13 protein-coding genes are annotated in these 15,420 nt (G+C 30.8%); 1 reads left to right on the forward strand and 12 read right to left on the reverse strand.

The genetic code is table 11. The features are described from left to right. The 9 genes from KQS_RS12680 to KQS_RS12725 form a co-directional block, all read right to left on the reverse strand. Nucleotides 1-501: a F0F1 ATP synthase subunit B gene (locus KQS_RS12680; RefSeq protein WP_014389576.1), complete on the reverse strand. Its 501-nt coding sequence runs from the start codon at nt 499-501 to the stop codon at nt 1-3. Nucleotides 502-583: 82 nt separating this feature from the next. Continuing rightward, the gene (gene atpE / locus KQS_RS12685) at nt 584-778 is read right to left on the reverse strand and encodes an ATP synthase F0 subunit C (RefSeq protein WP_014389577.1); all 195 of its coding nucleotides are present in this window, start codon (nt 776-778) and stop codon (nt 584-586) included. Between the two features lie 39 nt (nt 779-817). Next, the gene (atpB, locus tag KQS_RS12690; RefSeq protein ID WP_014389578.1) at nt 818-1,984 is read right to left on the reverse strand and encodes a F0F1 ATP synthase subunit A; all 1,167 of its coding nucleotides are present in this window, start codon (nt 1,982-1,984) and stop codon (nt 818-820) included. A 492-nt stretch (nt 1,985-2,476) separates the two neighbouring features. Continuing rightward, the gene (locus tag KQS_RS12700; protein ID WP_014389580.1) at nt 2,477-2,695 is read right to left on the reverse strand and encodes an AtpZ/AtpI family protein; all 219 of its coding nucleotides are present in this window, start codon (nt 2,693-2,695) and stop codon (nt 2,477-2,479) included. Nucleotides 2,696-2,700: 5 nt separating this feature from the next. Beyond that, complete coding sequence (locus KQS_RS12705) at nt 2,701-3,060, reverse strand: bactofilin family protein (RefSeq protein ID WP_014389581.1); 360 nt, start codon at nt 3,058-3,060, stop codon at nt 2,701-2,703. 3 nt (nt 3,061-3,063) lie between these two features. Further along, nucleotides 3,064-5,676 (reverse strand): type IX secretion system periplasmic lipoprotein PorW/SprE, encoded by a 2,613-nt coding sequence (porW, locus tag KQS_RS12710; RefSeq protein ID WP_242400767.1) that lies wholly within the window; start codon nt 5,674-5,676, stop codon nt 3,064-3,066. Between the two features lie 99 nt (nt 5,677-5,775). After that, nucleotides 5,776-9,084, reverse strand: a complete 3,309-nt coding sequence (mfd, locus tag KQS_RS12715; protein WP_394332338.1) for a transcription-repair coupling factor — start codon at nt 9,082-9,084, stop codon at nt 5,776-5,778. Nucleotides 9,085-9,192: 108 nt separating this feature from the next. Further along, complete coding sequence (locus tag KQS_RS12720; protein WP_014389584.1) at nt 9,193-11,469, reverse strand: hypothetical protein; 2,277 nt, start codon at nt 11,467-11,469, stop codon at nt 9,193-9,195. Between the two features lie 3 nt (nt 11,470-11,472). Continuing rightward, on the reverse strand, nt 11,473-12,093 hold the full coding sequence (locus tag KQS_RS12725) for a hypothetical protein (protein ID WP_014389585.1): 621 nt from the start codon (nt 12,091-12,093) through the stop codon (nt 11,473-11,475). A gap of 175 nt (nt 12,094-12,268) precedes the next feature. Here KQS_RS12725 and KQS_RS12730 point away from each other — a divergent pair, with 175 nt between their 5' ends. Beyond that, nucleotides 12,269-13,222, forward strand: a complete 954-nt coding sequence (locus KQS_RS12730; RefSeq protein WP_014389586.1) for an L-threonine 3-dehydrogenase — start codon at nt 12,269-12,271, stop codon at nt 13,220-13,222. A gap of 30 nt (nt 13,223-13,252) precedes the next feature. On the opposite strand, the gene KQS_RS12735 is transcribed toward KQS_RS12730, so the two are convergent. From KQS_RS12735 to rbfA, 3 genes are read right to left on the reverse strand one after another with little or no spacing between them, the layout of a single operon-like run. After that, entirely contained in the window at nt 13,253-13,762 is a 510-nt protein-coding gene (locus tag KQS_RS12735; RefSeq protein ID WP_014389587.1) for a nuclear transport factor 2 family protein, read from the reverse strand. Then, nucleotides 13,759-14,958, reverse strand: coding sequence for an ABC transporter permease (locus KQS_RS12740; RefSeq protein WP_041252114.1), 1,200 nt, complete (start codon nt 14,956-14,958; stop codon nt 13,759-13,761). The genes KQS_RS12735 and KQS_RS12740 overlap by 4 nt, the downstream gene beginning before the upstream one ends. A 1-nt stretch (nt 14,959) precedes the next feature. Continuing rightward, the gene (gene rbfA / locus KQS_RS12745) at nt 14,960-15,352 is read right to left on the reverse strand and encodes a 30S ribosome-binding factor RbfA (protein ID WP_014389589.1); all 393 of its coding nucleotides are present in this window, start codon (nt 15,350-15,352) and stop codon (nt 14,960-14,962) included. Between the last annotated feature and the right edge of the window lie 68 nt (nt 15,353-15,420).

Consider the following 15,420-nt stretch of genomic DNA (forward strand, 5'->3'; position numbering starts at 1 on the left):
TTAATTTAATTTAACATCACCTAACAATTTCTCAACTAATTTAGTTTGAGCTTCTTTGTTAGTTAATTCTTCTTTTAATAATTTCTCCGCAATTTCTAAAGACAAAGAAGAAACTTGCGTTTTAATTTCAGCCATAGCAGCATTTTTCTCACTCTCGATTGTAGCTTTTGCTTGTTCGATCATTTTTGCGCCTTGAACTTGAGCTTCTTCTTTAGCATCAGCAATCATTTTATCTTTGATAGCTGTAGCTTCTTTAATCATTGCATCTCTTTCTGCTCTAGCTTCGTCTAATAACTTTTGGTTATCAGCTTTTAAAGCCATCATTTCTTTTTTAGCATTTTCAGCAGATTGAAGAGCATCTTTAATACCTTCTTCTCTATCTGTTAACGTTTGCATGATTGGTTTCCAAGCAAATTTAACCATTAATGCAATAAGTACTAATAAGATAAAAGCTTGCCAAAAAAACAAACCGAATGAAAAGTCGTGAATTAATTTTTCCATATTATAGAGTTGTATATACTTAAAATTCAAACAAAATAATCAATTCTGCGACCAACCGTCACAGAATTGACTAAGCATTTAATTATTTTCCTAAGATTAAAGCAGCGAATGCTAAACCTTCTAATAATGCCGCGATAATAATCATCGCAGTTTGGATTTTTCCAGCAGCTTCTGGTTGACGAGCGATAGCGTCCATTGCAGATCCACCGATTTTACCTAATCCTAAACCAGCACCGATAACTACTAAACCAGCACCAACTAATACAGGAATGTTCATAATATATAGTATTAAAAATTAAACTTCTTATTTTTATTATTAATGATGATCGTCATGATGATGATCTTGTACCGCCATACCAATAAACAAAGACGACAACATTGTAAAGATAAACGCCTGTAAGAACGCTACCAAAATTTCAATTACCGAAATAAATATTGTCAAACCTAAAGATATAGGTAAATCAGCAACTAAATTTTTACCCACAAATATCATTGCAATCAAGCTCATTACAACAACGTGACCAGCTGTAATATTTGCAAATAAACGAATTAATAAAGCAAATGGTTTTGTTAATGTACCCAACACCTCAATTGGAGCTAAGATAATTTTCATTGGAACCGGCACCCCTGGCATCCAGAAGATATGCCCCCAATAATCTTTGTTTGCACTAAATTGCGTTATAATATACGTGAAAATCGCCAAACAAACAGTTACTGCAATATTACCCGTAACATTAATTCCAAGTGGCGTCATTCCTAATAAATTCAACAACCAAATAAAGAAAAACACAGTTAACAAATAACCCATGAATTTTCTATATTTTTTCTCACCAATATTAGGAATTGCGATTTCATCACGAATAAATAAAATTAACGGCTCTAACACTCTTCCAAATCCTGATGGCAAACCGTTATTTTTCTTATATGCTCTTGCTAAGCTTGTAAACATAAACAATAACATTGCAGACACCAATAACATAGATGCCACATTTTTAGTTATTGAAAAATCTAAAGGCATTTTATTTGTAGCATGACCATGTTCATCTAATGATAAATTTCCATCTTTATCAGACACATAAATTTTACCATGGTGCAATTTGTAATAAACACCATCAACCTCAGCTAATTCTTTTTCGTTATGAAATTTAGAAGAAGAAAAAACTTTTAAACCATTATCAATTAAAATAACAGGTAATGAAAAACCATAATGCACACCTTTTTCTCCATCAGCAAAGAAATTGAAATCATGAGAATCTTGTAAGTGATGCTCAATAAATGCAGTAACTTCTTCTTTGGTATTAACAGCTCCGTGTGCGTGTGCTGCTTGCGCGTCATGATTTGCTTCTCCATGAGGTGCAACTGCTTCATTTTTGTGCGCTTCGTGTGTAGCAGTTGTATCTTCTACATTTGAAAAACCTAAATAAGGCAATGCAGAAATTGCTAATACTAAAATTGCTTTAATTGGCTTATTTGAAAACACCATTTCTTTAATTATCTTTTATGGTTCAAAAAATTTTTTGCAAAAGTACAATTTTAATTCATAAGTCAAGTTTGAAAAATATTTTTTTTTAAATATTTCGTAAAAAAAATTAATTCACATCCTTACTGTTTAATAATCTAGCAGTTAAATAAACATCTAAACCTAAAAATAATAGAAATTGTAAACTTAAAATCGATTTATTTTGTCGTGTCAAAACTTCATTAGGAAAGAAAAGACAACTTATTAGCAAATAAAATATAATTGTTTTTAATGTTGTTGACGCTAAAAAATAATAACCTAAGTTTTCAGCTTGTCTTTTTTTGACGTATAAGGAAACCAAATAAATAAGTATTGACAAGAGAAATTGCGATAAGTAAATAAAAATATATTTTTCAAAACTTAGACTTGAGACTATTCGAGATATTAAAAAATGCAACGTAGAAATTGTAAAGCTAAATAAAAATATAGCAGCAAGTGTTTTACTAATTTGATTCATTATTTATTTTTATTCAATTTATTTACCTGCCTAATCACTGTATACATCGCTATAAAAACACCAACGAGTGTGGATATCTTTAGATATAAATTATCTTTATTTTGATATTTTTCATCCAACCAAGAACCTAAATAAGAAAAACCAACAATAATAATCCCCATCTGAAAAGGAATATTTAACAAAACCATCCATTTATTTGGACCTTTTGGAGTATTCATGATGATTATTGTTTTTTACGCATTTCGCAACTTGCTTCAAAAACGGCACCAGGTTCAACTGCTAATTTACTAGCAAAGACATCGCCACGAATTGTAGCTGTTTTTCGAATGGAAAGCAAACCTTCTGCCTCGAGTTTCCCTTCAAATTTCCCTTCAACATCAATGCTTTTACATGTTATATCACCTAGTACGTTACTTTTATGCCCTAATACTATTTTACCTGCACATGTAATATTCCCTACTACTTCTCCATCAATTCGCATGTCGACAGGAGAAATTATATCTCCTTTTATTTGGGTACCTTCAATTATTCTATTGGTTTTACCTAATAGAGCATAATCAGATTTTGTATTTTTATCAAACATGGTTTACTTTTTTGAAATCACTTCTTCAAGTTTTTTCTTTGCTTGAATAACTTTGTAATCTTCATTTGAAATTACATACGCTTTATCTTTAATCTTGTATTCTTTTTGTAACTTTAAATATTCATAATTAGCAGCAGCCAATTCTTCCGTAATAAAACCATGAATTACAATACAATTAGTTTTTAAATCATAAATATCATTAGATAGTTTTATATCTGGATTTCCTGAATCTTTAATAAACTTATTTAGCTTGTCTAATAACGCTTTATGAGTAATTTCATTAGGATATGGCGTTACAAAGATTAAATTATACGTTTTTGAAGTTGTACCGAAGTTCATCGCTTCTATTTTTGGAACATCTGTTGCCAAAATTGCCGCTGCCCGTTTCGCTTCTTCGCCTTTTGGATATTCTTTAACTACTTTTTCCAATCCTTTTTTATAAGCTTCAATACCATATAATCTACCTTCGATTTGCGCCTTCAAAACATCAAATTTAGCATTTAATTCATCTCCATCGTATTTTTTTACTAACATTTCTACATCAACATAAGCATCTCTAAAATTTCCGTCTTGAACTTTCTTATAAAGCGAATTAAATTCAGAATTTGCTGTCGCTTCTATATTATAAGAACCATTGTTATTTAGTAAAGAAGCATACCTACTATTAGGATAATCCGCAATAATTTTTTGCTTATAAAAAGCCGCTTTATCAGCATTAACTCCATTATAAAGTAAATATAAATTATAATAGGTTGGCAACACTAACTTTGCTTCAGGTTTGTTTTCTAAAATAGCTGCAAATGAATTGGTAGCCAACTGATTTTCTTTCAATGATTCTTTAAAAAGCTCTCCCAATTTAAATCGAGCATCATTAGCATCAATTCTCATGTTTGCTAATTCTTTCGGATCTGTTGGTAATTTATCTGTATAAAATTTAGTTGTATAAGCAGGATTTGACTCCATTTCTTCTTCATTTGCATCTTGATTTTCATTAGTATCATCCTTCACTTCGTCCTGAACAACATCAATTTTTGATAACGATTTCCAATTATCTCCTAAAACTAAATTCCCCCATTTTTTTTGAAATGCTATTCTCCCTTGCGCTACTGCTGCAGGATTATAAAAATAAAACGAACTCTGTGTTCCTACACTAGGTAAGCTATTTGGTGGAGACATTGTATTTCCTGGCGTTGGAAGCAGTGATGCTTTTTCACTACCTAACATTACAGGCGTTACTCCTCCTTTATCGTTTCCAGCATTTAAAGTATTTTTCAATGCTTCTTTATCTGCTAAATTTTTTGCTTTTATTGAATCAGTCTTCTTTAGTGCAACAATAAATTTCTTAAAATATTCATTTTTTTCACTTTCAGACATTTCAGAAATTGACAAAATACTATCAGCATTTTTTATAATATCTTGGTATTTTACAACTTCAGTTAATGTATTTAATTTTTTCTTTAATGGTTTAAATTCTCTATGTTTTTCATTTAAATGAATCAAGGTTGAGTCTAAATACTTTTTAGAAAGATGAAAATTATGTTGGTTATAATAAATAGTTGAAATATTTCTATAATTTGAAGCTACTAAATATTTGTCTTGAGACAATGATTTTACCGATTTATTATAATATTTTATGGCTTGTTTGTCATTATTTTTAGCATCATAAAACAATGCCTTTTGGTGATACAAGATATCTAGATGAGGACGGTTTTCGATATCTTCAATCATTTTATCAAACTTTTTATGAAAAGCTACAGTATCCCCTCTTTCAAAATCAAATTGAGCCGCCTGTTTAAAATGAGAAAATATAGTATACGGTTTAGGAGATTTTCGCTTCATGTCGATTACTTCTTGAAAAGCTGCAAACGCACTATCTTTGTAATTCAACTTTTCATACAATTGACCTAGAATAAAGGTGTAGCGCGCTCTTTCTTCTTTAACTTTAGTTTCATCTCTTGCTATTTTTATGGTAGCAACTGCCGAATCGATTGCATTTGTTTTCACATAAGCCTCTGTTAAAACCGCATTAATATCTGCTAAATCTTTACCTTTTAATTTTGTATCTTTAAGTGATTTTTTAAGATTTTTAATTGCTAATTTTTCATTTTCTAAACGAATATTTACCTTTTCTCTCCAAACTTTAGCTTGATAAACATTATTACTGTTTGGGTATTTGTAAAGAATATAATTAAAAGCTTCTAAAGCCGGCAAATAACGATGCTCGTAGTATCTTGCTTTTCCTAACATTAAATAAGCCTCGTCAATTTGCGGATTTTTTTCATAGCCGCCAATATTCATAGAATGCTTTTGTATGGCTTTAGTCGCTTTAGTTTCAGCTCTTTCAAAATTTGGATTTTTTTTATCCCCAGGCTTCAATTCTTCTTCAGTGGCCTGCATTCTTTCTGTGGGAAGAATTTCCCAAAAATCATCAGTATAAGATGCATTTACATCTGAAATCCCCTTAACTAAGGCTTCATTTCCATTAAACAGCACATTATATTCAGTTGTGACTGCATGAAAATTTCTATTAACAAAACTGTCTTTTTTTGTAGAACAAGCCCAAAATAAAGCAGCTCCCATTAAAAGTAAGATATATTTATTTTTTATAGTCTTCAATTTATTCGTTTTTTACAATAACTTTAAAAAGTCAATTTTTAGTATATAAACGTGTAAAAATAAGTTATTTTTTAGAAAAATTTTAAAATTGTACTAGAATTAAATCATATTTATTAACTCTAATGCTTTATTTACGGATTTTACATTATCAAAGCTGATCAACAAACGTAAACCCGATTTGGTCTCTTTTTCCTTAATTTTGCAAAGATTTCCGTTTACTTGGGCAAATTTTAACACCTTCATAAATCGGTTCGATTGATAAAAATCACTTTGTTGGTCTCCTAAGAAATAACCAATCATTTTACCTTGTTTAAAAATCAATTTTTCAATACCTAATTGCGTTGCTTTCCATTTAATTCGAACACTATTCAACAGGGCAATTGCTGGTTTAGGTAAAGGTCCAAAACGATCAATAAGTCGTTGTTCATAAGCATCTAATTCGGCTTCCGATTTAATTGTACTTAATTCGTTGTATAAATTTAAACGCTCTGTAATATTGTTAATGTATTCATCTGGGAACAACAATTCGAAATCGGTATCAATTTGAATATCTTTTATATATTCTTTGGTTTCAATATCATTTTCTTCTTCATACAAATCCTTGAATTCATTTTCTTTCAATTCTTCAATAGCTTCATTCATGATTTTTTGATAGGTATCAAATCCAATTTCATTGATAAAACCACTTTGTTCTCCACCCAATAAATCTCCCGCGCCACGAATTTCCAAATCCTTCATAGCAATATTAAATCCACTTCCCAATTCGCTAAATTGTTCTAAAGCTTGAATACGTTTTCTGGCTTCATCTGTCATCGCCGAATAAGGTGGTGTAATGAAATAACAAAAAGCTTTTTTATTGCTTCTTCCTACACGTCCTCGCATTTGATGCAAGTCAGACAATCCAAAATTATTAGCATTATTGATAAAAATGGTATTAGCATTTGGCACATCTAATCCACTTTCAATAATTGTTGTTGCCACCAAAACATCAAACTCACCTTCCATAAAAGCCAACATCAATTCCTCTAGTTTTTTACCATCCATTTGTCCGTGCCCCACACCCACTTTAGCATTTGGTACCAAACGTTGAATCATTCCGGCGACTTCTTTAATATTTTCAATACGGTTATTAATAAAATATACTTGACCTCCTCGCTCAATTTCATAGGATACTGCATCGCGAATAGCTTCTTCATTAAATCGAATCACATTTGTCTCCACCGGATACCTATTAGGCGGTGGCGTTGTTATAACAGACAAATCACGTGCCGCCATTAATGAAAACTGCAAGGTTCTTGGTATAGGAGTTGCCGTTAAGGTCAGCGTATCAATATTTGTTGCAATGGTTTTCAGTTTATCTTTAACATTTACGCCAAATTTTTGTTCTTCATCAATAATCAACAAACCTAAATCACGGAATTTTACATTTTTATTCACCAACTGATGCGTACCAATTACAATATCTATTTTCCCTTCTTCTAAACCTTTTAACGTTTCAGCCTTTTGTTTAGCCGTTCTAAAACGATTTAAATAACTTACCGTAACCGGCAAATCTTTTAAACGTTCAGAAAACGTTCGATAATGTTGGTATGCCAAAATGGTAGTAGGAACCAAAATGGCCACTTGTTTACCATTGTCAACAGCCTTAAACGCAGCTCTTATGGCCACTTCTGTTTTTCCAAAACCCACATCTCCACAAACCAAGCGGTCCATTGGTCGGTCGCTTTCCATATCCATTTTAACATCATGTGTGGCTTTTACCTGATCTGGAGTGTCTTCATAGATAAAAGAACTTTCTAATTCTTTTTGCATGTAGGTATCTGGACCAAAAGCATAACCTTTATCTAAACGCCGTTTGGCATAAAGTTGAATTAAATTAAACGCAATATGCTTAACCCTTGCTTTTGTTTTTTGTTTTAAGGCCTTCCACGCATTACTTCCTAGCTTATAAATTTTAGGAGGCGCGCCATCTTTTCCATTATATTTAGAAATTTTATGAAGCGAATGAATACTTACATAAACAATATCATTATCTGCATAGACTAATTTAATGGCTTCTTGTGTTTTACCTTCAACTTGGATTTTTTGTAAACCGCCAAACTTTCCAATGCCGTGATCAATATGCGTAACATAATCTCCAACCGATAAAGAAGTTAATTCTTTTAGCGTTATGGTTTGTTTTTTTGAATACCCATTCTTAATTGAAAACTTATGGTATCGTTCAAAAATTTGATGGTCTGTATAACAAGCAATTTGCAATTCTTCATCAATAAATCCTTGATACAAAGGAAAAACAATTGATTGGTATTTACTATTTGTATGGTTATGATTTTCTTGATCTATATCTGCAAAAATTTCTTTAAACCTACGCGCTTGATTTTCATTTGCACAAAACAAATAATTCTTAATGCCATGAAAATCATTTTCGTGTAAATTGTTCAACAACAAGTCAAATTGTTTATTGAAAGACGGTTGTGGTAAGGTATGAAATTCGATGGTTTTTTCAGCTCTAAATAAAGGTTTCTTATCTAACTCAATTACTGAAAAATCTACAGCTCTTTTAAGAAAAGTTTCTTCATTAATGAATAATTCTTCAGGTTTTGCATGTTTAATTTCTGAAGATAATTTTGAAAAAGCTTCGGTTGCTTTAGCATACAATTTATTTAATTGTTGGCCAACCAATTCTGTGTTTTGAAAAACCAATACCGTTTTCTCATTAATGTAATCTAGGAAATTTTCACGATTTTCTTCCAATGTTTTATTTTCAACATTGGGAATTATTGTTATTTTATTGACTTTATCTTTTGACAATTGTGTTTCCACATCAAATGTTCGAATACTATCAACCTCATCACCAAAAAACTCGATTCGATACGGAATATCATTTGAGAAAGAAAAGACATCTACAATTCCACCGCGAACAGAAAATTCACCGGGTTCTGCCACAAAATCAACTCTTTTAAAATTGTATTCAAACAAAGTTTCATTAATAAAGTCTATAGAAATTTTATCATTTAATCCGACTTTTAATGTATTTTTTTCCAATTCTTTTCGAGTCACGACTTTCTCAAAAATGGCTTCTGCATAAGAAACTATGATGGCCGGTTTTTTTCTGGAATTGATTCTATTTAAAACTTCGGCTCTTAGCAATATATTTGCATTGTCTGTTTCTTCAATTTGATAAGGTCTTCTGTAAGAACCTGGATAAAACAACACATCTTGATCGTTTATCAATTGCTCTAAATCATTTAAATAATAGGCGGCTTCCTCTTTATCTGAAAACAACAGTAAAAAAGGGAGTTCAGATTTTTTAAAAAGTGAATATATAGAGAATGAAAGAGAAGATCCAACTAATCCGGTAACGTTAATTTTTTTTCTTGAACTTAACAACTCAACAATTTGTGAAATTTTGGGTTGTTGTTCATATTTAGAAATAATATCGGCTGTATTCAAAACAATTTATTTTAGTGCAAAAATAAAAAAACCACTGTTTAATGCAGTGGTTTTAAGAGGATTTTAGTAAATATATTTTTTTGTGATTATTTGATCATTTTCTAGTTTGACTTTAACAATAATAGCTTGATTTGAAACTGAATCCAACTCGAATTTTTCCAAATTTGAATCTACCTCTTTAGCCATAATTAATCTTCCGGTTAAATCAAAAATTTGAATATTTTTTAACTTCTGTACACTAGAATAAATTTGTAATTGAGCTAAATTTTTTGAAACAACAACCGAATTTTCATATTCAAAACTAGCTGCGCTCATTACTGGTTGCGTAAATTGGATATGAAATCTTGAATTAAACGTTCCGATAGTAGAAGTAAAAGTATAATTTCCTGTTTTTAAATTCTGATACGTATTAGTTACATTGTCTACCAAATATACTTCTTTATCATCAAAAAAAGTATCCGTATGGTCAATAGCGAATGTAAAATCACTTGCTATTGTAGAAGAATAACCTAACGGTATTACATCTGAAGTATTCCACGGAAACTCCAATCCATTAATAGCATAAGGATTTCCGGCAATCATAGTATAAAAATTGATGTAAGTTCCAGCGGCTCCTGGTGCATCAATCCCATTATCAAAACCATCTGTTGCACCTTCTAAATAACCTACCGCTAATTGTTTAAATGCACCACCGGAATTGGTCATGTTCAACCACATAAAATACATTTGCGGATCAGTCATTATTTGATTTTGTCTATAGAATTGTGTATTGTTCCCAGAAACTCTCATTGCATTGGTAAATGTTACATTGGTTGTTGCGTTGGAAGAAGCAAAAAATCCTTGCCCTACAGAAACGTATGGTCCTGGAGCAGCCCCGCCTGTTGAGGCAGCTGTGCCTATAAACTTTGTTCTAACAGCATAATCATCATCTGTAAATTGTCCTGCACCATCCATAGAAGTATTATGTGTCCAAAAATACAAAGACCCCAAAGATGAATTGTCAATTAAACTCGCTACACTAATGGCAGAAGGATATGGATTTCCTAAAAAATTATAATTCCCTAACATGGCATCATAAGCAACAACAGGTGTTGAATAATTCCCATTATTTGGCACGCCATTGAATTGTGAATTATAAACTTGTGGAGTGGTATTAAAATTTTCAGGTGCTCTAATCGCGTACCCTTTCGCAGGTATAAAATTTGTTAAAGGATCTTCACCTTGCCAATTATTTGCAACCGTATTAAAAGTAAAAAATTTATCAGTATCTGTTAATGGTGAAAACGACAACATTTGTTGATTTGAAACAGGAGTTGACCAATACGTGTATTCGTACAAACGCATTGGAGCAGAATTTCTCTTGTAAATTATGTTTCCAGTGTTGATTGCTGAAGCATTAGTCTGTATTAAACTTGCAGCATTTTCAAACTGTAAAACCGCACCTGAATCTACTGTTAAATTATTTCCAACAGTTAATGTATGTCCGGAATTTATAGTTACAACAGCGCCATTTGAAACTTGAACTGAGCATGCAGAAATAGCTGTTGTCGATGAAAAATTCCCAGTAAACAATACATTTTTATTTGCATTAGGCTCACCCTTATCCCAACTAGTTCCATTCCATGTTGTGGTCATGGCACATTTTTGAACCTTTAAATTATTAAAGAACAAATTATTTAAATTATTGCTGTCTGCAGTATTGCCAACATATAACTTAACGCCTGAAAACTGACCTGTTCTTGAACCTGAAGAATAGCTATCTGAACCTCTTGTAATAATCACTTCGTAAACATTAACATCTATTTGATTTACTTTTAAAGTAAAAACTGAAGCTTGATTATAAGTCCAACCTAAATCCGTTGATGTTGATGTTGTATATAGCTCGTTTTGCACAATAAAATTAAAAAGTAAACCAAAATTTTGATCCATTAATTCAATTCCTTTATAACCATTTCTATAGGCTACTGCCAAATCCATTACAAAACTTTGTCCAGGTAATAAATATGCTCTTCCTCCAACAGTTGGAGAACCCGTATTATTTAAAAATCGTTGTGCATTTGCTTGTGGATTTGCACCTACTGGGTTTCCAAACATACCAAATGCTTGGTTGGAAATATTTACATCTCCAAAACCTTGTACTGTTGAACTTCCTAAGAAATGGCCCGCAAAATTGGAAGCATCTGTATTTTGGGTCCATATATCCCAAACCGTAAATCCAGTTCCTGCATTACTCCCATTTATCCATGTTGTATAATTAGATGCATTGTCTTCAAAAAGTGTTTGTTGCGCCTGTAACTGAAGAATAAATAATCCAATTACAAGGAGTAAAATTTTTTTCATCTCTTATTTTTTATCTTTTTCTTGTACTTCTATTTTTTCTAATTCGTCAAAATCCATGGTTTTTGCATTTCTAGTGGTGTCTAACGCACTAATCATCTCTTTTTCGCCCACTTCAAATGGAATTCTGTTTTTAATTACAATTTCATTACATTGATTATAAAATGCAATTAACTCTTTGTTAATTTCTCTAATCAAAGGCTCAACTTTATCTTGCGGAACAATATCTAAAGAAAAATAAGTATCTAATGCTTGTATTTTAGTTTGCATTGCAATAATTCTACTTCTTACTTGAGGCTTATTGAATTGATAAGGAACAGACAGATGTAGGCTATCTGATTTCTTGGCCAAACTTTCCACTTTCAATTTAAATGCACTAATTGAAGCTTTTGGCTTTTGTTTCAAATCTTGTTCAAAAGATTGCCATTCTTTCCATTTTGAAATTTCTGATTGAACTTCAGGAGATTGTGCTGGTATAATAATATTCCACGACTTATTTATTTTTTCAAAAGCCAGTGCATTTTTCTTTTCCATTTCTACCATTAATTTATCATTATCTTCTTCTTTACAAGATAATAAAGTGAAAAACAGAGCAAATGACAAACCTAAAATTTTTAACAATCTCATTTTATAAATATAATAGAATACAAATTTACAAATGTTTACCTATTAATCATTAAATTGTAATTAAATAAATATTTGTTAAAAAATAGGCATTAAAAATGACAATTCTAATTTTTAATCTAAAAAACGCCCTACTTTATTAGCAATATTTTATATTTGTAATTGAAAAACACAAACTATGCAAACCAAAATATTAATCATTGGTGCCTGTGGTCAAATTGGCACTGAATTAACTGCTAAACTAAGAAGCACTTATGGTGTTGAAAACGTTATTGCCTCAGATATTAGAAAATTAGAAAATGACGTAGTAAATAATGGAATATTTGAAGTTATAAATGCTTTAGATTACAATCAAATTGAACACCTTATTGAAAAATATCAAATTACCGACGTTTATTTAATGGCTGCATTGCTATCTGCTACTGCAGAAAAAAACCCAGCATTTGCTTGGGATTTAAATATGAATTCTTTGTTCCATATTTTAAATTTAGCTAAAGCTGGAAAAATTAAAAAAATATTTTGGCCGTCAAGCATCGCAGTGTTTGGACCAACAACCCCAAGAAACAATACTCCACAATATACCATAATGGAGCCAACAACAGTTTATGGAATTTCTAAACAAACAGGTGAAAGATGGTGTGAATATTACCACAACCAATATGGAGTAGATGTGAGAAGTATACGCTATCCAGGATTAATCAGTTGGAGTACAGAAGCTGGTGGTGGAACTACAGATTATGCGGTTGATATTTACCACAAAGCAATTACTGATGGATCATTTGAATGTTTTTTAGATGAAAATTCTGCACTACCAATGATGTATATGGATGACGCAATTAAAGCAACCATACAAATTATGCAAGCTCCAGCAGAACAAATTAAAATTAGATCTTCCTATAATTTAGCTGCTATGAGTTTTACGCCAAAAGAATTAGCTGAAGAAATTACTAAACATTATCCTGATTTTAAAATTACTTATAATCCTGATTTCAGACAAAAAATAGCGGATAGTTGGCCAGCTAGTATTGACGATTCTTCTGCTAGACAAGATTGGAATTGGAAGAATGATTTTGACATTGCAACAATGACAGAAGAAATGTTTAAAAATTTAAAAGAAAACAAATACAATTAAACAAAAATGGTAGCCAAAAGCTACCATTTTTTATTGTTTCACTAACTTCTCAATCAATAAGTCTTCTAATTTTGATTTAATTTTAACTATTTCATCCACATTTTCATTTGGAACGGTCATTGATAAAACATAGTGTTTAATTTTCCAGCCTTTTTTTGTTTTAATCATAACACCACTTCCTCTACAAATTTTCATTTGTGTTTTTAACAATTCGTCAAACCAAATTATATTTGAATCTTCAGAAAAATAAATATTTCGTTCTAAAGCTTTAAAATTCCATGCTCTTCCTTTATCGAAATAAGGTTTTGAGAAAGCAATAAATTGTGTTTTATTCCAATTTTCAGTTGCATCTGTACCGATAAAAATTCCATCTTCAGCAATAACATCAAAATAGTTATTAAAATTTGCCTCTGCAGCTGCTTTATGCCAATCATCTAAAACAGCGTTAATTTCTTTTTTAGCAATTGATTTATCAACTATTTTAGCGGATGAACAACCCATTAAAATAACACTTGTAACTAAAATAATTATTTTTTTCATTCTAATAATTTTTTTGAAACGGATGAACTAGCAATTTTAGCGGCTAAAAAACCCAACAAAATAATAGTCGCCAATACAATTCCTATATTCTCAACCTTGAATTGAACCGGATAAGCCAAAGACGGAGTTATCATAATTAATTCATATTGTTGTTGAATATAAACAACCAAAACTCCTAAAACAAGACCTATAATACCTCCAACTATTGAAATAATATTACCTTGAAAAAGAAATATTTTTTTCAAACTTTTCAATTCCGCACCTAAATAGTATAATGTTTTTAAATTTGATTTTTTTTCAATTATCATCATAATTAAAGCACCTACTAAATTGAATAATGCAATTATGATTACTAGTGTAAAAATTAAATAAACAGCAATGTTTTCAGTATTTAACATTTTATATAATGCATCGTTTAATTGGGCTCTATTTTTTATTACAACTCTATTTTTAAATAACATTTTTAAATCTGCTATTACTTCTTCTTCAGAATAATTAGGTGTAATTTTCAGTTCTAAATATGAAACTTGATTCGTTTTATAATTTAACAATTCCTTTGCTAATAGAAAATCGCAAAAAACATATTTATCATCAACATCTTCACTAACTTGAAAAATACCTGAAGTAGACAATTTAGCAGCGTTAAAAGCGTCGTCTGGATTTTCGATCAATCCTTTTCCTGGTTTAGGAACATATACTTCTAACACATTATTATAATCGAACAATCCTAAAGCCAACCTTCTACTAATACCTGACCCTACAACAACTTGATTAGATTCAGGTTCTAACCATGTTCCGGAGTATAAAAATTTATTTAATTTATTACTTCTGCTATAATTAGGATCTACTCCTTTCAACTGAGCAACTTGTTCTTTTCCATCATAAAAAAACAAGGCACGTTCCTCAATAACTCCACTAAAAACTTGAATTCCTTTGTAATTTTTAAGCGCTTGAAGCTCATTTGGACTCAGCACAATACTTTTCCCGGCTGCAGGCTGAATTTTTAAATCAGGATCCGTTGCATTGGAGAAACTTAAACTAAATTCCCTGAGTCCACTAAAAACAGACAATACAACAAACAAAGCCATAGCTCCCACTATAATCCCTAGAGAAGCAATCATAGTAATTACATTAATAGCAGTACTTTTACTAAAACTAACTGCATAGCGCCTCGCGATGTAAAAAGGAAAATTCAACTTAAGATTTTTTTCTTTTGTCTAATAAATTTGGATTTTCTATTGGATTTTCTTTTCCTGCTAAAGCGTTATCAATTTTCTCAATATAATCTAAACTATCATCTAAGTAAAAAATCAATTCAGGAACACGTCGTAATTGTTGACGTACACGTTGAGCTAATTCATGTTTAATTAAAGGAGAATTAGTTTTAATTGCCGCTAATAATTCAGGTCCTTTATCTGAAGGAAAGATACTTAAATATACTTTAGCAATAGATAAATCTGAAGTTACATTAACTTTTGAGACAGAAATAACTAAATTCGTAATTGAATTTTTTCTTACTTCTCCTTGTAAAATATCTACTATATCCTTTTGAATTAAGGTCCCTATTTTTTTTTGTCTATTTGTTTCCATGTTGCAAAAATACAATTTTTAAAAAGAAGATGGAAAAGTTTCATAAATCAATGCTATTTTTGCTCCAT

The organism is Flavobacterium indicum GPTSA100-9 = DSM 17447 (genome assembly GCF_000455605.1).
In the GTDB taxonomy this organism is placed as follows: domain Bacteria; phylum Bacteroidota; class Bacteroidia; order Flavobacteriales; family Flavobacteriaceae; genus Flavobacterium; species Flavobacterium indicum.

Bases quoted from the DNA above. Each gene is read 5' to 3' on its own strand.
- atpE (WP_014389577.1), bottom strand. From the start codon at position 778: ATGAACATTCCTGTATTAGTTGGTGCTGGTTTAGTAGTTATCGGTGCT.
- KQS_RS12730 (WP_014389586.1), top strand. From the start codon at position 12,269: ATGCAAACCAAAATATTAATCATTGGTGCCTGTGGTCAAATTGGCACT.
- KQS_RS12680 (WP_014389576.1), bottom strand. From the start codon at position 501: ATGGAAAAATTAATTCACGACTTTTCATTCGGTTTGTTTTTTTGGCAA.
- rbfA (WP_014389589.1), bottom strand. From the start codon at position 15,352: ATGGAAACAAATAGACAAAAAAAAATAGGGACCTTAATTCAAAAGGAT.
- KQS_RS12725 (WP_014389585.1), bottom strand. From the start codon at position 12,093: ATGAGATTGTTAAAAATTTTAGGTTTGTCATTTGCTCTGTTTTTCACT.
- atpB (WP_014389578.1), bottom strand. From the start codon at position 1,984: ATGGTGTTTTCAAATAAGCCAATTAAAGCAATTTTAGTATTAGCAATT.
- KQS_RS12720 (WP_014389584.1), bottom strand. From the start codon at position 11,469: ATGAAAAAAATTTTACTCCTTGTAATTGGATTATTTATTCTTCAGTTA.
- KQS_RS12705 (WP_014389581.1), bottom strand. From the start codon at position 3,060: ATGTTTGATAAAAATACAAAATCTGATTATGCTCTATTAGGTAAAACC.
- KQS_RS12700 (WP_014389580.1), bottom strand. From the start codon at position 2,695: ATGAATACTCCAAAAGGTCCAAATAAATGGATGGTTTTGTTAAATATT.
- KQS_RS12735 (WP_014389587.1), bottom strand. From the start codon at position 13,762: ATGAAAAAAATAATTATTTTAGTTACAAGTGTTATTTTAATGGGTTGT.